This is a genomic window from Limnothrix redekei LRLZ20PSL1, from assembly GCF_043235035.1.
Lineage (GTDB): Bacteria > Cyanobacteriota > Cyanobacteriia > CACIAM-69d > CACIAM-69d > CACIAM-69d.
In genome coordinates this window covers 40,439-61,474 of record NZ_JAZAQF010000081.1, presented here as the reverse complement: position 1 = coordinate 61,474, position 21,036 = coordinate 40,439, and the positions used below count along the sequence as shown (strand labels likewise).

At 56.4% G+C, this 21,036-nt stretch carries 14 protein-coding genes; 5 read left to right on the top strand and 9 right to left on the bottom strand.

All coding sequences use genetic code 11. From position 1 onward, the window contains the following. Positions 1–62 precede the first annotated feature (62 nt). Positions 63–1,601: an HlyD family efflux transporter periplasmic adaptor subunit gene (locus VPK24_RS14190; protein WP_393014312.1), complete on the top strand. Its 1,539-nt coding sequence runs from the start codon at positions 63–65 to the stop codon at positions 1,599–1,601. A gap of 322 nt (positions 1,602–1,923) precedes the next feature. Here the strand turns inward: VPK24_RS14190 and psaB are convergent, their stop codons facing one another. Further along, complete coding sequence (gene psaB, locus VPK24_RS14185) at positions 1,924–4,137, bottom strand: photosystem I core protein PsaB (RefSeq protein WP_099532035.1); 2,214 nt, start codon at positions 4,135–4,137, stop codon at positions 1,924–1,926. Positions 4,138–4,211: 74 nt separating this feature from the next. Next, positions 4,212–6,470: a photosystem I core protein PsaA gene (gene psaA / locus VPK24_RS14180; RefSeq protein WP_393014310.1), complete on the bottom strand. Its 2,259-nt coding sequence runs from the start codon at positions 6,468–6,470 to the stop codon at positions 4,212–4,214. 630 nt (positions 6,471–7,100) lie between these two features. On the opposite strand from psaA, the gene VPK24_RS14175 reads away from it, so the two are divergent. Then, the gene (locus VPK24_RS14175; RefSeq protein WP_393014308.1) at positions 7,101–8,921 is read left to right on the top strand and encodes a hypothetical protein; all 1,821 of its coding nucleotides are present in this window, start codon (positions 7,101–7,103) and stop codon (positions 8,919–8,921) included. A gap of 138 nt (positions 8,922–9,059) precedes the next feature. Here VPK24_RS14175 and VPK24_RS14170 read toward each other — a convergent pair whose 3' ends face one another. From VPK24_RS14170 to VPK24_RS14140, 7 genes are all read right to left on the bottom strand, one after another. Further along, positions 9,060–10,949: an ArnT family glycosyltransferase gene (locus tag VPK24_RS14170; protein ID WP_393014306.1), complete on the bottom strand. Its 1,890-nt coding sequence runs from the start codon at positions 10,947–10,949 to the stop codon at positions 9,060–9,062. Positions 10,950–10,989: 40 nt separating this feature from the next. Further along, positions 10,990–11,871 (bottom strand): glycosyltransferase, encoded by an 882-nt coding sequence (locus VPK24_RS14165; RefSeq protein ID WP_393014304.1) that lies wholly within the window; start codon positions 11,869–11,871, stop codon positions 10,990–10,992. Positions 11,872–12,014: 143 nt separating this feature from the next. Then, on the bottom strand, positions 12,015–13,088 hold the full coding sequence (locus tag VPK24_RS14160; protein WP_099532039.1) for a glucose-1-phosphate thymidylyltransferase: 1,074 nt from the start codon (positions 13,086–13,088) through the stop codon (positions 12,015–12,017). Between the two features lie 211 nt (positions 13,089–13,299). Further along, complete coding sequence (gene rfbD / locus VPK24_RS14155; protein ID WP_393014302.1) at positions 13,300–14,178, bottom strand: dTDP-4-dehydrorhamnose reductase; 879 nt, start codon at positions 14,176–14,178, stop codon at positions 13,300–13,302. A 12-nt stretch (positions 14,179–14,190) separates the two neighbouring features. Then, positions 14,191–14,748: a dTDP-4-dehydrorhamnose 3,5-epimerase gene (rfbC, locus tag VPK24_RS14150; protein WP_393014300.1), complete on the bottom strand. Its 558-nt coding sequence runs from the start codon at positions 14,746–14,748 to the stop codon at positions 14,191–14,193. 205 nt (positions 14,749–14,953) lie between these two features. Beyond that, positions 14,954–16,078, bottom strand: a complete 1,125-nt coding sequence (locus VPK24_RS14145; RefSeq protein WP_393014298.1) for a GGDEF domain-containing response regulator — start codon at positions 16,076–16,078, stop codon at positions 14,954–14,956. 1,051 nt (positions 16,079–17,129) lie between these two features. After that, complete coding sequence (locus VPK24_RS14140) at positions 17,130–18,809, bottom strand: Hsp70 family protein (RefSeq protein ID WP_393014296.1); 1,680 nt, start codon at positions 18,807–18,809, stop codon at positions 17,130–17,132. A gap of 35 nt (positions 18,810–18,844) precedes the next feature. Between VPK24_RS14140 and VPK24_RS14135 the strand changes: the two genes are divergently transcribed. The 3 genes from VPK24_RS14135 (at position 18,845) to VPK24_RS14125 (ending at position 20,975) form a co-directional block, all read left to right on the top strand. After that, positions 18,845–19,114, top strand: coding sequence for a hypothetical protein (locus tag VPK24_RS14135; RefSeq protein ID WP_393014294.1), 270 nt, complete (start codon positions 18,845–18,847; stop codon positions 19,112–19,114). A gap of 602 nt (positions 19,115–19,716) precedes the next feature. After that, positions 19,717–20,262 (top strand): thioredoxin family protein, encoded by a 546-nt coding sequence (locus VPK24_RS14130; RefSeq protein ID WP_242027746.1) that lies wholly within the window; start codon positions 19,717–19,719, stop codon positions 20,260–20,262. Continuing rightward, positions 20,259–20,975: a flavin prenyltransferase UbiX gene (locus tag VPK24_RS14125; protein WP_393014291.1), complete on the top strand. Its 717-nt coding sequence runs from the start codon at positions 20,259–20,261 to the stop codon at positions 20,973–20,975. The genes VPK24_RS14130 and VPK24_RS14125 overlap by 4 nt, the downstream gene beginning before the upstream one ends. Positions 20,976–21,036: the final 61 nt, after the last annotated feature.

Below are 21,036 nucleotides of genomic sequence, written 5' to 3'. Positions count from 1 at the left end.
CATCCTCACCCCGTTTGTTTGTGACCAGTCAATCCTTTCAGTCTGCAATTTGGTGAAACTCAATGCTAAAGGCCTTTATCGAACGGGAAGAGCAACCGGTCTTGCTACAACGGCCGGCATTGCTCGCCAGTGGATTTATTTGGTTGATTGTGACCTTTGTGGTCGGCGGCATCACTTGGGCCGCAGTGGCCCAGATTGACCAGTCAGTTCCAGCGGCTGGTAAATTGCAGCCCAAGGACTCCACAAAGCCGATCAAAGCACCGGCCGGTGGGGTGGTGCGGGAAATTTTGGTCAAGGATGGCGAACGGGTCGAAAAGGGACAATTGCTCGCCACCTTTGACCCTACGGGGCAGGCGGCGGATGTGCAATCCCTGAAGGCCAACCAGGACTCCCTCGAGCGCCAAAAGCAACTGATTCGAACGGAGGCTGCCGGATTGGGCTTAACCCGCGAGGGCCAGACCAGTGTTATTGACCTTCAACGCAACCGAGCTGTGCGGGTGGCGGAAAATATCTACCTGCGGGCACTGCTGCGGGGCGATCGCGCGGCTCCGGCCGGCCAAGCCGGTCGGTTGGCAGAAAACCGAGCAGCCCAAGCTTCTCGACTGTCGCAACTGCAATCGCGCGTGGCGGAACTGAACTCGCAAATCAATGAATTGCGCAGTGATGTGGCCAACACTCGCGCCCAACGGCGGGCCATCCAAATTCGATTGGGACAGGCCCAAGAGCGCCTGAATATCAATGAGGGAATCATCGCTGATTTGCAGCCCCTCGTTGAAGAAGGGGCAGTTGCTCGGCTGCAATTCAAGAACCAACAGCAGGCCGTGCTGTCGAATGCTGATGCGGTGGCGACCCTGGAGGGGCAAGTTGCCAGTTTGAATGAGCAAGAAGCTCGCCTCATGGCTTCCATTCAAACCAAGCAGGCGGAAATTGGTACGCAGTTGGCGGAAATTCGTACCACCCAAACCAGTTGGGCGGCGGATTTGGAAAACCGAATTGCGGACAACGATCGGGCGATCGCCGATATCGACACCCAGTTGGCAAAGTCCCGTCTGGATAACCGCCGCCAGGATGCCAACGTGGTCGGTCAGCTTGCCCAAGTGCAAAGCCAATTAGTAAAAGCGGAGCAAGCGGTACGCTATCAAGAACTACGCGCCCCCATTGCCGGCACGGTTTTTGATATCAAGGCCAGCGGCCCGGGCTATGTGGCCAGCCCCACGGAACCCATGTTGAGCATCGTGCCCGATGGCGAGTTGGTGGCATCGGTTTATGTGACCAACAAGGATATCGGGTTCGTGGAAGTGGGAATGCCAGTGGAGGTGAGTGTGGACACGTTCCCTTCGCTGGAATTTGGCAGCATCAAGGGGAAGTTAGTCTCGATCGGGTCGGATGCCCTAGCACCCACCCAAGAGCGCCCCACCTATACGTTTCCCATTCGGATTGAGTTGGAACGGCAAACCCTGAAAACCAATCGAGGCTTGGAGTTAAAAATTCAAGCCGGGATGTCGGTTTCGGCGCGGATCAAGACCCGCAAGCGATCGGTTTTGGATATCTTCCTGGGGCAATTCAAGTCGCGTGCCGACAGTTTCGAGACGGTGCGCTAAACTCCATCCTCTTTCAGCACTCAGAGCTGGAATAGCAAGCGGGGCGAAGGCAGGACAACCTGCTCGCCCCGCTTTTGCATAGGTCTTTTCTTGAATCCGTGGAGACTTGCATCATTCAAGTGATCAAGCGATCCTGAGTCGATCGCCCTAGGTCTCCAGAGATTGCAGCGCCCTACCAAGCGAGCCATTGGAACGAGCCATTGGCATCTGAATCGATTGAATTGAATTGAATTGAATCGATCGCCCCATTCTCCAATAGCAAAATCCCCCAATCTCAACGAGACCGGGGGATTTTTGCTAGTTACCTAGGAGGCAATCAGATTTAGCCGAACTTGCTCGAAGTCGAGGCGATCAAGAAGGCTGCGTAGGTCACGAAGTAGCCAACGGTGAAGTGGGCCAAACCAACCAGACGAGCCTGCACGATCGACAGGGCCACCGGCTTGTCCTTCCAGCGAACCAGGTTCGCCAGCGGAGTGCGCTCATGTGCCCAAACCAGGGTTTCGATCAACTCTTGCCAGTAACCACGCCAGCTAATCAGGAACATGAAGCCCGTTGCCCAGATCAGGTGACCGAACAGGAACATCCAAGCCCAAACAGCGAGGTTATTCATGCCATAGGGGTTGTAGCCGTTGATCAACTGCGACGAATTCAGCCACAGGTAATCGCGGAACCAGCCCATCAGGTAAGTCGATGACTCATTGAATTGAGCCACGTTGCCTTGCCACACGCACAGGTGCTTCCAGTGCCAGTAGAAGGTGATCCAGCCGATCGTGTTCAGCATCCAGAACATGGCCAGGTAGAACGCATCCCAAGCCGAGATGTCGCAAGTACCGCCACGGCCAGGACCGTCACAAGGGAAGCTGTAACCAAAGTCCTTCTTGTCGGGCATCAGCTTGGAGCCACGGGCATCCAAAGCACCCTTGACCAGGATCAAGGTGGTGGTGTGCAGACCCAGCGCGATCGCGTGGTGAACCAGGAAGTCGCCAGGGCCGATTGTCAGGAACAGGGAGTTAGCGTTGCTGTTGATTGCTTCCAACCAACCGGGCAGCCACACATCGCCATGGTTCGGCCAAGCCGTCGCTGCCAAGCTATCGGGGTTCGACAGCAGCGTATCGAAGCCGTAGAGCAGTTTGCCGTGAGCCGCTTGAATCCATTGAGCGAAAACGGGTTCGATCAGGATTTGCTTCTCAGGCGTACCGAACGCCACAACCACATCGTTGTGAACGTACAGACCCAAGGTGTGGAAACCGAGGAACAACGAGACCCAGCTCAGGTGCGAGATGATCGCTTCTTTGTGCTGGAGCACACGATCGAGCACGTTGTTCTTGTTTTGGGCGGGATCGTAATCACGCACCAGGAAGATTGCGCCATGAGCAAACGCACCCACCATCAGGAAGCCAGCAATGTACTCGTGGTGAGTAAACAGGGCAGCCTGGGTCGTGAAGTCCTTCGCAATGAAGGCATACGACGGCATCGAATACATGTGCTGAGCCACCAACGAGGTCACAACACCCAGCGAAGCCAGGGCCAGAGCCAGTTGGAAGTGCAGCGAGTTGTTCAGCGTATCAAACAGACCCTTGTGAGCGTCGCCCAGCTTGCCCGAAGGCGGCTTGTGCGCTTCCAAGATTTCCTTGATGCTGTGACCAATACCAAAGTTGGTACGGTACATGTGACCGGCGACGATGAAGATCACCGCGATCGCCAGGTGGTGGTGGGCAATATCCGTCAGCCACAGGGCTTCCGTTTGGGGGTGGAAACCGCCCAGGAAGGTCAAGATTGCGGAGCCAGCCCCTTGAGCCGTGCCAAACACATGACCAGCCGTATCGGGGTTCTCGGCATACACGCCCCAGTTACCGGTGAAGAAAGGAGCCAAACCAGCCGGGTGAGGAGCCACCGACAGGAAGTTATCCCAACCCACATGCACGCCACGCGATTCGGGAATTGCCACGTGCACCAAGTGACCCGTCCAAGCCAGCGACGACACGCCGAACAGACCCGCCAAGTGGTGGTTCAGACGCGATTCTGCGTTCTTGAACCAGGAGAGGCTGGGGCGGAACTTGGGTTGCAAGTGCAGCCAGCCGGCAAACAGCATCAAAGCCGCCAACACCAGCAGGAACACAGCACCTTGGTACAGGTCGCCCACGGTGCGCATCCCGATCGTGTACCACCAGTGGTAAACGCCAGAGAACGCAATGTTCACGGGGCCCGAAGCACCACCTTGGGTGAACGCATCCACAGCCGCTTGGCCGAAGTGCGGATCCCAAATTGCGTGGGCGATCGGACGGACGTTCAGGGGATCTTTCACCCACTGCTCAAAGTTGCCTTGCCAGGCCACATGGAACAGGTTGCCCGAAGTCCACAGGAAGATGATTGCCAAGTGACCGAAGTGCGACGCGAAAATCTTTTGATAAAGATTTTCTTCCGTCATGCCATCGTGGCTTTCAAAGTCGTGGGCTGTGGCAATCCCGTACCAGATCCGCCGCGTCGTGGGATCAGCGGCGAGATCCTGGCTAAATTTTGGGAATTTGGTTGCCATAAGTCCTGTTTTTGTCTTAATCCTCGTTGCCGAAGTCGCGTCTCGACCTCAGATGCAATCCGGGGCTAAAGGGATTAGCCGCTGACCGAAATAATCCGAGCCAGGAAGAACGACCAAGTGGTCACAATGCCGCCAAGCAGATAGTGAGCAACACCCACCGCACGACCCTGAGTGATGCTCAGAGCGCGGGGTTGGATTGCCGGAGCCACCTTCAGCTTGTTGTGCGCCCACACGATCGACTCAATCAGTTCTTGCCAGTAGCCGCGACCGCTGAACAGGAACATCAGGCTGAACGCCCACACAAAGTGAGCACCCAGGAACAGCAGACCATAGGCCGACAAAGCCGAACCATAGGAGGTGATCACCTGCGAAGCTTGCGCCCACAGGAAGTCACGCAGCCAACCATTGATGGTAATGGCGCTTTGAGCGAAGTTGCCCGCCGTGATATGAGCCACCGACCCATCAGGGTTCACCGTGCCCCACACATCCGATTGCATCTTCCAGGAGAAGTGGAAGATCACGATCGACAGCGAGTTATACATCCAGAACAGACCGAGGAACACGTGATCCCAACCGGACACTTGGCAAGTACCGCCACGACCCGGACCATCGCAAGGGAACCGGAAGCCCAAGTTCGCCTTATCGGGGATCAAGCGAGACGAACGCGCATACAGCACGCCCTTCAGGAGAATCAGCGCCGTCACGTGAATCGTGAACGCATGGATATGGTGAACCATGAAGTCCGCCGTACCCAGGGTGATCGGCATCATTGCCACCTTGCCACCCACCGCCACGATGCCGCCGCCAAAAGCGTGGCTAACGATTTCCAAGGCATTAGGAGCCGTGTTACCAGGCGCAAGGGCGTGCAGGTTTTGCACCCACTGCGCAAACACCGGCTGCAACTGAATACCGGTATCCGAGAACATGTCTTGGGGACGACCCAAAGCACGCATCGTGTCGTTGTGGATGTACAGACCGAAGCTGTGGAAGCCCAGGAAAATGCACACCCAGTTCAGGTGCGAGATGATCGCATCGCGGTGACGAATCACGCGATCGAGCAAGTTATCAACGTTCTTCGCCGGATCGTAGTCACGAACCATGAAGATCGCCGCGTGAGCGCCAGCACCCACGATGCAGAACGCGCCAATCCACATGTGGTGGGTGAACAGCGAGATCTGCGTCGGGTAATCCGTCGCAATGTAGGGGTAAGGGGGCATCGCGTACATGTGGTGCGCGATCACAATCGTCAGCGAACCCAACACAGCCAAGTTAACGGCCAGTTGCGCATGCCACGAGGTATTGAAGATTTCGTAGAGACCCTTGTGGCCTTGGCCGGTGTAAGGGCCCTTGTGGGCTTCCAGGATTTCCTTCATGGAATGACCAATGCCCCAGTTCGTGCGGTACATGTGACCAGCCACGATGAAGAGCACCGCCAAAGCCAAGTGGTGGTGAGCCGTATCCGACAGCCACAGACCACCAGTGACGGGGTTCAGACCGCCCTTGAAGGTCAGGAAGTCAGAATAAGCACCCCAGTTCAGCGTGAAGAAGGGGGTCAGACCCTGAGCAAAGCTCGGGTAGATCTCCGCCATCAGATCCTTGTTCAGGATGAATTCGTGGGGCAGCGGAATATCCTTCAGCGCCACACCCGAATCCAGCAGGTGGTTGACGGGCAGAGAAACGTGGATTTGGTGACCAGCCCAGCCCAAGCAGCCCAGACCCAGCAAGCCTGCCAGGTGGTGGTTCATCGCCGATTCGACGTTTTGGAACCACTCAAGTTTGGGTGCTGCCTTGTGGTAATGGAACCAACCAGCAAACAGCATCAGGGCAGCCATCACCAGCCCACCGATCGCGGTCACATAGAGTTGATCGCCATTGGTGAAGCCGGAAGCCCGCCACAGTTGGAAGAGACCGGAGGTGATTTGAATACCGTGGAATCCACCGCCCACGTCGCCGTTGAGGATTTCTTGACCGATGATCGGCCAAACTACTTGGGCGCTGGGTTTGATATGAGTCGGATCGCTCAACCAGGCTTCGTAGTTCGAGAAGCGTGCACCATGGAAGTACATGCCGCTCAACCAAACGAAAACCACGGCCAAGTGGCCGAAGTGAGCGCTAAAAATTTTGCGCGAAACGTCTTCTAAGTCGCTGGTATGGCTATCAAAATCGTGAGCGTCAGCGTGGAGGTTCCAGATCCAAGTCGTCGTCTTGGGACCCCGAGCCAAAGTTCGATCAAAGTGACCCGGCTTGCCCCACTTCTCGAAGGAAGTCGGAACCGGATTCTTATCAACCGAGACCTTGACTTTTGCCTCTCGCTCTGGAGGGCTAATCGTCATCGAGATTCTCCTCTCTCAAGACAGGAAACGAGGACTATCCACCCGACTGGCCTTCGCAGCGCCCCAAGCAGGGGGGTACAGCGGGTCAGCGATGGCGTTGATCACGGCTTGGATAGCAGGGATCAAGACACGCATCACAGCCAGATTGCCTGGAATTCCCGTCGCATCTAGCTCGCAGTGAACGACCGGGGTGGCTTCTCTCTTGAAGATTATAGACGTGGGTTTTCAAGGGACTTGAGGGGGTTAACAATATTTCAAAATCCGTAAAGCCTCATCCCATGAGGCATTGGAGCTTTTTTATTCAGTAGTAAGATCCAGAAAGTTAGGTTTATAAACTTTACAAACAGTTTGATTAAGAATTACAAAGCATCTGAGGTCAAGTTGGGTAGTTCTTTGTGGTAAAGGCTGGAAACCGCGGCCCGGCTATGGTTCTCGGATACACTGGACTCGATTTCAAATCGCCTTCAGATCGCAAATTTCGCAGATTTCGCAGGTTTTCCAAATTCTGCATTGCCTAGGTTTGCTTAGGATCGCCTAGGTCATATCAGTTCCTATACCCATTACTGAAGATTGCAAAGAGGTAACGAGATGAGGTGGCTCGGGGCGCTGGGTCGAGGGCTAGGGCGGCGAATGGCCTGGGGATGCGTGGTGTTGGTCTGGGGATGCCTCCTGTTGCCGATCGGGGGATGCGCCAAGGAGCCACCGCCGCTGGCGACGGCCACACCGCCCAAACCCAATCAGGGCAAGGTGGTGGGGGCTATTGATGAGGTAGCACCACCATCGATCGTGCAGCGATTGAATCGGGAGTTGGATCGCTATCAACCCCAGGTGCAGATCATTGCGCCAAGGCCCGATGAAACCCTGACGCAAACACAGGTGGCGGTGCAGTTGCGGGTGCAGGATTTGCCGCTATTTAAGGATGAAGCGCTGGCGGCCGGGCCACATTTAAAGCTGATGTTGGACGATCGCCCGGTGGCGGAGATTTTTGATGTCACGGATCCGATTACGATTAGCGACTTAACGCCGGGAACCCACACACTCCGGGCCTTTGCGGAACGTCCCTGGCATGAAAGCTTTAAGAATGATGGGGCCTATGCTCAGGTGTCTTTCCATGTGTTTGCAAAAACCCAAACCCAGGTTCCCGACTCGGGCCGGCCACTGCTGACCTATAACCAACCGATCGGGACGGTGGGTACGGAGCCGGTGTTGCTGGACTTTTACTTGACCAATGCACCGCTGCATCTGCTGGCTCGGGAGCGAGATGATGATGAGATTGTGGATTGGAAGGTGCGGGTGACGGTCAATGGCGACAGCTTTTTGCTGGATGATTGGCAGTCTATTTATTTGAAGGGATTCCGTCGGGGCAAAAACTGGGTGAAGTTGGAGCTGATCAACGATCGGGGAGAGCTGCTGGAGAATGCGTTTAATGAGTCGGTGGCGCTGGTGGAGTTTGACCCCAACCAGACGAGCGCGATCGACCGACTGCTGAAGGGTGGGTTGTCGGAGTCGGAAGCTCGGGCGCTGATTGACCCAACCTATGAGCCACCAGCCCCGAAACCGGTAGCCGCGCCTGAGCCGATCGCACCGTTGCCGCAAGACCTGCCAGCCGTGACCGAAGCGCCAAAGACCGAAGCGCCAAAGACCGAAGCACCGGAGGCGATCGCTCCAGCAACGACACCGGCGGCTCCGTCGATGGAAGCGGTCAACCCAGAGCCAGAGGACGCAACCGACGAGAACGTAACTGATAACGACACGATCGCCCCGGGTGAGACCTTGGCTCCGCAACCTAGTGCAGTGACTCCGGCGGAGTCTGCCGCTCCGGCTCCAGAACCGGCCCCAGAACCGAAAACGGTGATTCCGGAAACGGTCGAGGAGTCAGCGATCATTAACCCGCCTGCGGCTCCGGAACCGGAGCCAGTACTGGAACCCAGTGCCGAGCCAGTTAGCCCAGAGTCAGCTAGCCCAGAGCCGCTGGATGCAGCCCTACCTCAAGCAGAAACCCGGAGAGTCAACAGCTTGCTGAGCGAAGACCGTGAAGAGTCTGCTTCGCCAGCATTGGTGAGCGAACCGAAGCCGGAAACTGCTCCACCAAGCGTGATTGCACCAGCGGCGGCAACGAAGCCGAAAGCATCAGCAACGGCAGTTCCCACCACGGAGCCGATCGACCCAGAAGCCCAACCGAAACCGGCAGCGGTGGTTACACCCAAGTCAGCGCCTCCAGTTGCAGTCAAACCGCCGATTGCGCTTGAGTCGATCGAGCCGGTGACCCCAGAGCCGATCGTTGAGCCAACGCCATCGGACACCCCATCGGCCACAGCAACGCCCGATCGCCCCCTCAAGGGCTTGCGCAAACAATTCCTGAAGTGGCTGAAACAGACTCAACAGCAGTTGCCGGATGATTTGAACCTGCCCTTCGACATCAAGCAAGTGCCGATTCCGTCGGGTGATTAGGCAACAATCCCAATCCAGACAGCCCCCAGCTAGGCAGGTCAAATCTAGACAAGGGGCAAAACCAAGCCAGACAAGGGGTTTCAACCCCTTGCCTCATCAAGCACTTTCTAGCGTTGAACCTTCGTTGAACCTTGCGGGTTAATCGTCTGGATCGGTGGGCGGTTGGTGGTTGGCGAAGGCACGCCGATCGACCCGGAATAATTGATAGGAACCAGCGGCGGCGATCGGTTGACCCACTTGGTCTAAACCGGTTTCCGCCAATTTTTTGCGATCGCCCAACAACAACACCGTGGCCGGTTTGGGGTTGGGGTTAATTTTGAGCGCTTCCCGCTCTCCTTCAATTAACGGGGTCGCCCGTTGGGAGAAGTTAACGATTTGCTGGGTATAGAACACCACGCTCGGTTTGGCAAACCCCACCATCATTAACTCTTCCTCCGGTTGTCGTACCCGAATTACGTCCGCCGACAGGATCCGCAGGGGCAATTGACGTTGGGAATCGAGGGCAAAGGTCACCGGCATGATCGTGCCCACGAAAAACAGCACGCCACCCACCCACGTGATCAGCCACAGCCAGCGATAGCGCCGCCGGTAAATCATCACCGCACCGAAGACAGCAGCGATCGCCCAATCGATCGCCCCCCGCGTAATGGCTCCGGATTCGATCAGTACCTCCCGAATGCGGGGCATGGTCGGATCTTTGATCAACGGAAGCCAGAGGTTTTGGGCACTGAGGGCGATCGCTAAAATGCCCATCACCACCACCGCCGCGATCGCCGTGCGGTGGAATCCCGGCGACACCACATCTTCCGTGGCGATCGGCGGTTCGCTCAACCCTGGCCGGGGCATCGATCGACGCGGGGCCAGGTCTCCACTCAGCAAGTCTCGCCACAGCAGCGCCACCAACAACCCGCCCGCTGGCATCAACGGCACAACGTAGCTGGGCAACTTGGTCACGGCGATCGTGAAAAAGCCAAACACGCCCAAAAACCAAGCGCCCGCAAACAGGGGCAACCGTTCCGCCCGCGATCGCCGCAGCCACCATTTGCGCCGCCACAGTTCCAGCCGGCCCAGGGCGATCGGCAGATAGACCGACCAAGGCGCAAAGCCCCAAGCCACCACAATGAAATAGAAAAACCAGGGAGCCGAATGCTGGTTGACCACTCGGGTGAAGCGATCGATGTTGTGGTAGCCAAAGAAGGATTCAACGTAGGCATCCCCATTGGCCACAATCACCAGCACAAACCAGGGCACGGATAGCAGCGCCACCAGCAGCAAACCCCAGATCGGCTTCGCCTCCTTCCATAGAAGCTTGAATTCTCCGAGATATAGCCCAAAAGCCAGAATAATCAGCCCCGGCAGCACCACCCCGATCGGCCCTTTGGTCAGCACGCCGAGGGCCATGGCCAAGTAGCAGCCCCCATAGGCCAGGGTTTTGACCTGGGGGCGATCGCTGGCATAGCCCCAAAAGAAGGCCAGCAGGGCGGTGCTAATACAGCCGGTGAGCAACATATCGGACACGCCAACCCGGCCCCAGATGATCATGTGGGGTGAAAAGGCGATCGTCCCGGCCCCGATCGCCCCCACTAACCAGGGCCGCCAAGGGGCTTGTTGACGCGCCTCGCCAGTGACGGAAAAGCGCCAAAGGGTGGCAAAGGCCAGCCCGATCGTGGCCAGGGCCGCCAACCCCGAGGGCAACCGCACGGCCCATTCATTCACACCCAAAATTTTGTAGGCGATCGCCGTCAGCCAGTAGATCAACGGGGGCTTGTCGAAGCGGGTCGCTCCGTTGAAATAGGGCGTGATCCAATCGCCGGTGACGGTCATTTGGCGAGCCGCTTCCGAAAACATCGGCTCCGTTTCATCCACCAGCCCCACGCTGCCCGAGTGCCAAAACAGGGCGATCGCCCAAACCAGCAGCACCCAAGCCAGGCCCAGCCAGCCCCGCCCCTGATCGTCCAAAGCCGCCAGCCGCCCCATCCAAGAGCGCAACGGCTCCGGCAGCGATCGAGTTAAGCGTAAGTCCAGCATAGGTTTCCGAAAAAGTGGGCCAAGCAAGTCGAGCTTTACTTTAGCGCCGTGGGGAGCCGTTGCGTGTGGATCGCCAACGTTGCCAAGCATCGGCCACACCGTGGAGCTTGGCGCGCGATCGGGCGGGATGCTGCGGCCACTGGGCGATCGCGCTGACCACAATCCGCACCAAACGATAGACCAGCGCCCAAGGACTGCCGTGAATCGCCAGGGCCAACAGATAACCCCCGATCGACCAGCGCAGTTTCCGCTCCGGTTGGCGACCCGTCACCGTCGAGGTGGCATGGATCACCCGCAGGCTCGGGGCGATCGCCACCGAATGGCCTTGGCGAGCATAGCGGCGGCAAAACTCGAAATCTTCGTAATACAAAAAGAAACGGCGATCGAACTGGGGCAAAACTCGAAACGCCGCCAAATTAATCAACAAGCTGCATCCGCTCACCCAATCCGTGGGCTGAATTTTGGGATCGGTGGGGGGTTCTTGGGTCATTGGTTCGATTAAGCCCGATCTCCGATCGAACCGGCCGCCCCGAAACTCCGGCCGGCCGTCGGGTTGATCGATCGCCGTGCCTAAAATTGCCCAATCGGCTTGACTCAGGAGCGATCGGGCCGCTGCGATCGTCCCCGCCGGTAGCCAAGCATCGGGATTAATCAGCCAAACGATCGCCCCCGGATCGCGATCAGCCACCCAGGCGATCGCCCGATTGCAGGCCCGCCCAAACCCCAGATTCTCGCCGGTTTCTAGGATCGTGCAATGGGCAAATCCAGCGCTGAAGGAATCAAGCGATCGATCCTCCGGTGAATTATTGACAATCAGGATTTGGTAATTCTGGTCGGGGCTATCTTGGGCAAGCGATCGTAATAAATGGGCGATCGATTCCCCACACCAATAATTCACAATCACGAAATAGAAAATCGGCATTTCGCCCCATCAAAATCCAACCCCAAATCCATGACCACGCCAACCAGTTCTGTAGGTTGGGTTTCGCAAGGCTCAACCCAACGCGATCCACGTGAGGCTTGCTGTTGTTGGTTTTTGTTCCTCAACCCAACCTACTGTTGTTGTTAGGTTAATTCGATGTGGGAGTCGTCGCCGATCATGAAGCGGAGGGCTTTCGGGCGTTTTGGCCCCACGTGGAGTTTCACCCGTTGACCGATTACGCTGTCGATAATTCGCTCCGTGACCCCCACAATTTCCGCCCCTTCCAAGACCACGCTGTGATCCAAATCCACATCCACCAAATGGGCGCGATCGCTGATGCTGCTGTAGGGGCCAATGTAGCAATTCTCGATTGTGCAATTCTCGCCAATCACCGCTGGGCCACGCACCGTAGAATTGACGACCTTGGAGCCTTTACCAATTTCCACCCGCCCGATAATTTTGCTCGATTCATCAACTTCGCCATAGTTCCAAGGCTGCAAATCGGTGTCCAGAATAATTCGGTTGGTTTCCAGCAAATCATCCTTTTTACCGGTGTCTAGCCACCAACCTTCGAGGGTGCAAGCCTCCACGGTTTTGCCCGTATCAATTAGCTTTTGGATCGCGTCCACAATTTCCAATTCGCCCCGGGCTGAGGGTTGAATTTGGGCGATCGCCTCGTGAATCACCGGCTGGAAGAAATAGATCCCGACCATGGCCAAATTCGAGGGGGGATTTTTCGGTTTTTCCACCAACCGAATCACTCGCCCCGCCGCGTCCACTTCCGCCACCCCAAAGGCTCGCGGATCGGGCACTTCTCGCAAGATAATCACCGAATCCACACCGGGCTTTTTGAATTGGTCGATAAACTGCCCCAAATCCGCTTGGATGACGTTATCGCCCAAATACATGATGAATGGCGAGTCACCGAGGAATTCTTGTCCGACGGAAACTGCATGGGCCAGCCCCGACGGATGCTCCTGCAAAATATAGGTAATGTTTGCGCCAAACCGACTGCCGTCGCCGGTTTTTTCGCGCACTTCGTCGCCGGTTTCCGGGCTGATAATAATCCCAATATCCGTAATCCCTGCCGCCACAATTCGCTCGATGCCATACCAAAGAATTGGCTTGTTAGCCACCGGCACGAGCTGTTTTGCGCCCGTATAGGTTAGGGGTCGCAGGCGGGTTCCTTTGCCACCCGAAAGAATCAAGGCTTTCATGTTATTAACTCGCTGCGATCGCGGTTGAGTAAATCGTTGAATCGTTGGGGGCAAGGGGCTTAAGCCCCTTGTCTGGAGTCGTTGGGGTGAGCGCTAGTAGGTTGGGTTGATCTGTGCGAAACCCAACGTGATTTTGGCAAGGTCTGCTGATGTTGGGTTTCGTGTCTCAACCCAACCTACGGGGCTACGAGGCTGGGATTCAGGGAGCTATTTAGCGGTTCAGCAGTTCTGGCAGCATTTTGCGGAGGCTGGCCCGCCAATGAGGAGCCGGACTGCCGAGCAAGGCCGCCAACTTGCCGCCCCACAGCACCGAATAGGATGGGCGCTGGGCTGGGGTTGGGTAATCCTCCGTAGCGATCGGGACGATTCGCTCCACCGCAAGTTCCAACCCCAGGGCGCGGGCCTCTTCGATGATCGCTACGGCAAAGTCATACCAGCTAACGGCCCCGCTGTTGGTGTAGTGGTAGACCCCGGCGGTGTTGGCATCCAGGCGGCCGGCGAGCTGCCCGATCGCCCCGGCCAAATCCCGCGTCCAGGTGGGCGAGCCGATTTGATCCGCCACCACCCGCAGTTCCGGGCGATCGGTCGCCAGCCGAATCATCGTTTTCACAAAGTTGCCGGTTTTGCCCGCGCCATAGACCCAGGCGGTGCGGACGATCGCGCTCTGACCCGGAGCTGTGGCCAAAATCGCCGTTTCCCCCGCCAGCTTCGATCGCCCGTAGCTGCCCAGTGGATCGGTGGGGTCGGTTTCCCGGTAGGGTCGCCCCTGCTGTCCGTTGAACACGTAATCCGTGGACACATGGATCAGCCGCCCGCCCAAGTCTTTGGCCGCTTGGGCCAAAATCCCGGGGGCCGTGCCGTTGACGGCGATCGCCAAGTCGGCTTCGGTTTCCGCCTTGTCCACGGCCGTGTAGGCGGCGGCGTTCACGATCAAATCCGGCTGGAGCGCCATCACCGCGTCGTAGAGCGTGGCGGTGTCGGCCAGGTTGACCCGATCGCGCCCGACCGCCGTCAGCTCCCCGATCGCCCCCAACACCGGTTGCAGGGCCTCGCCCAACTGCCCCTGTGCGCCCGTCAATAAAATCCGCATGGTTCCGCGATCCTAGATTTGCCCGTACTCAAACAGATCCGCTTCTGCCAACAGCTTGGCCGCCTGGTCTTTGCCCGACAGGATCGGCTCGCCATCCAGGTTCCAAGCAATGTTGATTTGCGGATCGTTCCACAAAATCGAGCGATCGCCCGCTGGGCAATAGAAATCCGTCGCCTTATAGAGCAATTCCGCCGTATCGGTCAGGGTGAGGAACCCATGGGCGAATCCCGGCGGAATCCAGAGTTGGCGCTTGTTTTCCGCACTCAGCTCATAGCCCACCCATTGACCAAAGGTGGGCGACCCGCGCCGAATATCCACCGCCACATCAAACAGCGTCCCGGCTCCGGCCCGCACCAATTTGCCCTGGGGCTGCTGCACCTGGTAATGCAACCCGCGCAGCACGTTTTTCACGGACTTGGAATGGTTGTCCTGCACAAAGGTCACATCGAGGCCGGTTTTGTCGGCGAAGGTGCGACTGTTGAAGCTCTCATAAAAAAAGCCGCGATCGTCTCCAAAGACCGTCGGCTCAATCAGCAATACATCGGGAATGTCGGTCGGCGTGACGTTCATGGCGCTGGGATCGCTCGAAACCGGCCTGAGACTACCACAGACCGGCAACAGAACCGATCGCAATTTGCGATTAACTCTGGGCGATTAACTCTGGGCGGTTAATTCTGAGCCGCGAATTCTGAGCCGCTGATTTTAAGTCGTTGATTTTGGGCGACGGATGCCCAGGCATCGAAGCATCCAGCCTTTGGCAACTGGTTAGCTGGCCCTAACTCTCCAAGAGATAGCGCTTGCAGTAGGTATTGCGCCCTTGCTGTTTGGCCTCATAGAGGGCCGCGTCGGCGGCGGCGATCAGATGTTGGGGAGTATTGCCCATTTTGGGAAACTGACAGGCTAAGCCCAAACTAATCGTGACCCAGGGGCTAGCTTCCGATCGCTCATGGGGAATTTTTAAATTTTCGATCGCCCTTCGCAGTCGATCGATCACCTCCACTGCCATCGTCAAGTCCGTATCCGGCAACAGAATCGCGAACTCCTCTCCCCCATAGCGAGCCACCAAATCCGTCGCCCGGCGTGTGCCATCCTGCAAGGTGCGGGCCACTTGAATCAAACAATCGTCTCCCGCTTGATGACCGTAATGGTCGTTGAAGCGCTTGAAATAGTCCACATCACAAAGCACCAACGACATTGGACGATGATCCTGGGCCAGGCGTTGCCACTCGCGATTAATAGTGGTGTCAAAACAGCGCCGGTTTGCCACCTGCGTCAGGCCGTCGCTGGTGGCCAGACGCTCCAGTTCCAAATTCACCGTCAACAGCGTGGCTTCCACCCGCTGCCGTTCCGCCACCTCCCGCTCCAGTTCTTCATTTTTGGCGCGTAACTGCCGAGTCAAGTCCAAAAGCCGCAATTGCAGTTCAATACGGGCTAAGACTTCTTCTTTTTGGAAGGGCTTGATGATGTAGTCCACTGCGCCCAGTTCCAGCCCTTCGAGCTTGCTGGACAAGTCCGAAAGGCCCGTCATGAAGATGACGGGCACATCCCAGGCAGGATAAAGGGTTTGCAAAGCGCGGTAGGTCTCAAACCCGTTCAGCTTTGGCATCACCACATCCATCAAAATCAGGTCAGGATGATCCTTAGGTGGCACATTTTGCAGATATTCGAGGGCCAGTTGACCGTTTTCAACACTTTGAATGCGAAATTTCTTGAAGCGCATCAGGTAGCGCCGCAACAGATCCACGTTGTCGGGAGTGTCGTCAACGATCAACAGTGAGTAGTGTTTGCGGCTGGACTCCATGTCTGGCGATGCGATCGGGTGGGAGAGAGGACTGGATGAGAGTGATGGGTAACTGGCCGCAACATTGGCATCGGTGCGGGCGGTGATCGAATTGCGCATTCTGACAGGTGATCCTCACTCAGCACGACTGGATTCTGCTGCACTGGAGTGATGCAACTAGGGGGGCGATTCACCCCGTTTCAGCACTCCAGAGCGCTGTTGGTTACCCCCTAACTCAAACTCCTGAATAGCACTATTTTTGGCAATCGATCGCGTTTCGAAAGCGATCGCGGTCAATGGACAGGAATGATATGCACCAAGAGGCAACTAGCTCCAATGGGTGATGAGCGCACTGGGATTGGGATCCATGGGCTAAGGACTAGTGGTGATCGATGCTGAAAAATTTCTAACCCCCCAAATTCCTAAGACCTAAAGCGCTAGTGGTTGATATCAGTCGGGTTGCCGGTGGAGTTTGTTGAATCTTTCATCCTGCTTCAGCGACTTTCAGGTCAAATTTCCCTCAACTAAATCCGGTTGGTTGGATCAAGCGGTGGCAGCAGTCGAAACAATAATCGAAAATTGATTGTAAAAAATGACACAATCAGACCCCGGGAAAGCCCTCAAGACACCCTAGGTTTAGCCATGGCAATTCCGGTTCCCCAACCCACAGTCGAGGACGAACGATCGGGATCAGGGCGATCGGAAGTGGGAGACCAGTCAACAGTTACAACGTGAGCAAGGGATAGGCAGAAACTATCAATTGTTGTTGATCTTTGGTTGGGTTTGGAACTTCTGAAGTTACCCTTGCCCACCCTAAGTACCTAATGGTTTGCTGACGGCCTTTTGGGATCTAGCTTACCCATTAGAAATTGAGAGGTTTCAAACTATCCCGAACTCAGGTGAATTCAGCATAGGAGCTTAGACCACATCGGAGTTCTATTGCACCCAATAGCACCCAATGAAGCCCAATACAGCCAAGACTGAGGTTGAATGTTTTATCTTGCTCATGCTAACGAATACGAGTCGATACTCGCCAACCCTTGCACATTGTGCCCCAATGTGGCCGGGGGAGCTGCAAGTTGGCGAAACACCCCTTGGGCTGCCCATGGCACTGGTTCAGGGATGAATAGGGATTAGCAGCAAGTTCAGGAATGGTGGGACTTACCAGAACTTAACTCAGTTGGGCGATCGGGCATTGGTTGAGCAGGGTACGATCGCTCAGCAAGTCTTCAACGGTGACCCGCAAGGTGCGATCGGCATCCACTTCAAAGGCCACCCGAATTCGGTCAATGCCAGGCATTCCAGGTGGATCCAGTTGAGCCAAACTACGTGCGCCATCCCGATCATTCAGCGGCTGCACTGAGGCTTGGCCACCGATGGTTTTGGTGACCAATCGATCGCCATCAAAAAAGATTTCGGTGCGCTGTTCTTCGTCGCCCAATTCTCCAATGATCAGTTCAATTTGGGGCTGATTTTCAATGGAGGCTCCCAAGAGCAATTCAACGGGCTTGGCGGTGGGATAAGGCTGACCTTTGGGGATGATGGGATGCCAACTGTGACGTTTTTCTCGTTGGTTCCAATAGCGAATCCCGTAGCCGTGATAGAGAAAATCGCGCACTTCTAAGCCACTGGCCAGTTTCAAGGCTCCTTGGGCAATCGCTTCAAAGGGACGATCGGTGGCGACTTTTTCGGCAGGAAAATAGTTACGAATCCAGGACTGAATGGCAGGAATTTGGCTAGTGCCACCTACTAATAACACCGCCTCGATCGACTGGGGTTCTAGTCCCTGGCGAATGGCTTGCTGAAAAATTTGATCTAACGCGCGATCGAGCTGCTGAAACAGCCCCCGATCGCGCAAAATGGTTTCCAATTCCGTGCGTGAAAGGCTTAGTTCCAAGCTATTAAACGTCGCGTCATCAAAGTAGACTTCCTGGGCCGTTTCCTGATGCGAAAGGGCAATTTTGACCCGCTCCGCTAATCGCAGCAAAATTGGCGTTTTCTGGAAAGAATGACCCGCGAGATTGCCCGAGGAATTACCCAAGGCATTGCTTGGCAAATCCACCGCAGATTGCTGTTGACTCCAATAGTCCACAATCCAGTTATCCAAATCAGATCCGCCCAGGTTTAGCCCTGCTTTGGCCAAAACCCTGGCGGTTTTCACGGTTTGTTGGGAATCCTCGAGGGCGCGGTTCCCCCACTTCAACAGAAACCCCAAGGGGCGGCCGGCGCTGGTGGCACTGGGGCGATCGAGCCGCACCAGGGACAGATCCAACGTGCCGCCGCCAAAGTCCACCACCAACACCAAGTCCCGATCGCCTGCACCATAGCCCAAAGCCGCCGCCGTTGGCTCATCCAGCAAACGCACCTGTTCAATTTGCCCCAAGGCCGACTGGGCGATCGCCCGGGTTAACCAATTGCGGTATTGCTCAAAACTGTCTACCGGCACGGTCAAAATCAGTTGTGACCCAGCCCCTGCACCGCCCAAAAACTGCTGCTCTGTCAGGGCGTGGGCGATGGCATCTAAAAACCACTGCCCCGCCTGCTCGAAGTCCACCGATCGCCCGTCTAACTCGGGCACAAATCCTTGAACGGCGGTTCCGATCCCCCGCTTGAATCCCCGAAATAAGCGCCCATCGGCCAATTGATCCAGCCCCCGATCGCGCACTGCTTGGCCAGCCACCACCTGACCTTCGGCCGCCTGGGCCACGTACAACAGGCTGGGAATGAGCGGCGGGTTGGGAGACTGTCGCACCGAAAGTTCACTGAGATCCAGGGTTTCGGGATTGCCGGTTACGGGGTTGAGATAGGTCACCACCGTGTTGCTGGTTCCAAAGTCGATCGCAATGGTCATGGCAGTGGCAAAGGTGCAGTAAGGTGCGTTGGGTCATGAATCCATGGCTCAGCCGACAACCAGCCAACCAACCGGGAGCAAGCCATGCCGGGGAGTCAGAACTCCAATTCGGTATTGTGCCAGTTTCCCAACGGGTTTCCCAATGGCCTTTTGCCGCTGCCTTTCCCCACTGCTTTTTCCAAATTTTGGTCTCAAGCATGGCCTCAGGTGCTGCCCAAACCCCGATCGCCCAATTTTCCCAGCCATTTTCGATCGGTTTCTATTTTCCTCATCCCTCGGCCCGATTCTTGCGAAGTGCGATTTAATGCCAAGGCTTGCGAATTAATTGCGTAATTTCACGTAGATACTTTACGAAGCGCCCGATCGCCCGGCAAATCCTGACAAATCCCGGCAAATTGTCCATCCCATCCTGAATTGCAACCCCCTACTGAAATCTCGCAACCCAAAATTGAGAGCTTGCGGAGAGCTTGTATGGCATGGCCGATCCATGACTTGCCAAGGCTTGCGAATCCTGAGCCTTGCTGAGCCGCTGATTTTGGAACTAGAAACCAACCGATCGCGCCCGCATGGCAGGGTGAATCTAGGGCAAATTCGTAGCCAATCTTGAGCCAAGCCGGAATCTCAACGACGACAGCCGATCGCACGCTGCTTCAAAGTCGCTTCAATATTGCACACCCAATTGCACACCCAGCGATCGACCACAGATCGCAAGTTCATCAATTCCCATCCTGGCGAAAATGGCTTAGGGTTCTTGAGGTTAAATGATTCCAGCGCACGAATCTGGCCGAATCCTCGTAGAATCAATGGAAGTGTGCTTCCGGATAGACGGCTCTCGGCGAAGTGGCACCCCCTCGCTGAGACCCCCAGCAAACTAGCCGTCTGAGCGCGGCGCAACTGGCTTACCCCCATGCTTATGGAACGTATCGGAAAATACGCCCCCGATTTTGAAATTCCTGGGGCCGATGGCAAAGTACACCACTTTGCGACCTATCTCGGTCAATACAAGGCGGCGGTGGTGATTTTCATGTGCAATCACTGCCCCTATGTGGGGATGTATCTCGATCGGCTGAAGGCTCTGCAAGCGGAATTTGAGCCACAGGGCGTAACGCTCATCGGGATCAATGCCAATGATGCCAATCAGTTCCCCGAAGATAGCTTTGATGCGATGAAGGTCTTTGCTCGGGAGCGGGGGCTGAATTTTCCATACCTGTGGGATCCCACCCAGGATGTGGCGGACTGCTTCGGGGCCAAGAAAACGCCCCAGGCTTTTTTGGTGGATGCCAACAGCGTGATGCGCTATATCGGCGCGGTGGATGACAGCCCTCAGGATCCATCCGTCGTCACGCAGGCTTATCTGCGGGATGCGATCACCAGTTTTTTGGATGAACAGCCGATCGCGATTGCCTTCACGGAGGCGATCGGTTGTTCTGTGAAATGGCGGCCCGGCCGATGACCGGCAGCGTTGAGCACACAGAACTTAGCCCCAACATCTCCCCAAATCTTGATCAATCTCAATCGCGCGATCGAGCGGATCAGCGACCGTTGATTTTGGGAGTTTCGGGGGCTTCGGGCTTGATCTACGCGGTGCGGGCCCTGAAGTGGCTGTTAACAGCGGGCTACGCGATCGAACTGGTGGCTTCCAAGGCGGCCCACATGGTTTGGCAGTCAGAAAGCCAGGTGCAGATGCCCCTTGAACCCTTGGCCCAGGAAGCTTTTTGGCGATCGCAGGCCGGCGTGTCCACCGGAGGGCAGCTCATCTGCCATCGTTTCGGCAACGTGGGAGCGACCATTGCCAGCGGTTCCTATCGCACATTGGGCATGGTGGTGATGCCTTGCAGCATGAGCACCGTGGGCAAATTGGCAGCGGGTTTAAGCAGCGATCTCCTGGAGCGGGCCGCCGATGTGCAACTGAAGGAGGGGCGACCGTTGGTGTTGGTTCCTCGGGAAACCCCTTGGAGCTTGATTCACTTGCGGAACCTGACTCAGTTGGCCGAGGCCGGCGCGGCGATCGTGCCGGCCATTCCCGCTTGGTATCACCAACCGCAATCGATTGAGGACTTGGTGGATTTTGTGGTGGCCAGGGCGCTCGATCGCCTGGCGATCGACTGTGTGCCTCTCCGGCGCTGGCAAGGGGGCAACGAAACGCCCGAAGATTTGCCGGGCTAAACCCACTTGTTGAACTTTTTGCAGCCATTCTCATTTTCAGGCATTCCCAATTACAAGCCCA

What these genes read in the sequence shown, in the direction of transcription:
- VPK24_RS14190 (WP_393014312.1), top strand. Translation starts at nt 63, where the DNA reads ATGCTAAAGGCCTTTATCGAACGGGAAGAGCAACCGGTCTTGCTACAA.
- psaB (WP_099532035.1), bottom strand. Translation starts at nt 4,137, where the DNA reads ATGGCAACCAAATTCCCAAAATTTAGCCAGGATCTCGCCGCTGATCCC.
- psaA (WP_393014310.1), bottom strand. Translation starts at nt 6,470, where the DNA reads ATGACGATTAGCCCTCCAGAGCGAGAGGCAAAAGTCAAGGTCTCGGTT.
- VPK24_RS14175 (WP_393014308.1), top strand. Translation starts at nt 7,101, where the DNA reads ATGGCCTGGGGATGCGTGGTGTTGGTCTGGGGATGCCTCCTGTTGCCG.
- VPK24_RS14170 (WP_393014306.1), bottom strand. Translation starts at nt 10,949, where the DNA reads ATGCTGGACTTACGCTTAACTCGATCGCTGCCGGAGCCGTTGCGCTCT.
- VPK24_RS14165 (WP_393014304.1), bottom strand. Translation starts at nt 11,871, where the DNA reads ATGCCGATTTTCTATTTCGTGATTGTGAATTATTGGTGTGGGGAATCG.
- VPK24_RS14160 (WP_099532039.1), bottom strand. Translation starts at nt 13,088, where the DNA reads ATGAAAGCCTTGATTCTTTCGGGTGGCAAAGGAACCCGCCTGCGACCC.
- rfbD (WP_393014302.1), bottom strand. Translation starts at nt 14,178, where the DNA reads ATGCGGATTTTATTGACGGGCGCACAGGGGCAGTTGGGCGAGGCCCTG.
- rfbC (WP_393014300.1), bottom strand. Translation starts at nt 14,748, where the DNA reads ATGAACGTCACGCCGACCGACATTCCCGATGTATTGCTGATTGAGCCG.
- VPK24_RS14145 (WP_393014298.1), bottom strand. Translation starts at nt 16,078, where the DNA reads ATGCGCAATTCGATCACCGCCCGCACCGATGCCAATGTTGCGGCCAGT.
- VPK24_RS14140 (WP_393014296.1), bottom strand. Translation starts at nt 18,809, where the DNA reads ATGACCATTGCGATCGACTTTGGAACCAGCAACACGGTGGTGACCTAT.
- VPK24_RS14135 (WP_393014294.1), top strand. Translation starts at nt 18,845, where the DNA reads ATGAATCCATGGCTCAGCCGACAACCAGCCAACCAACCGGGAGCAAGC.
- VPK24_RS14130 (WP_242027746.1), top strand. Translation starts at nt 19,717, where the DNA reads ATGCTTATGGAACGTATCGGAAAATACGCCCCCGATTTTGAAATTCCT.
- VPK24_RS14125 (WP_393014291.1), top strand. Translation starts at nt 20,259, where the DNA reads ATGACCGGCAGCGTTGAGCACACAGAACTTAGCCCCAACATCTCCCCA.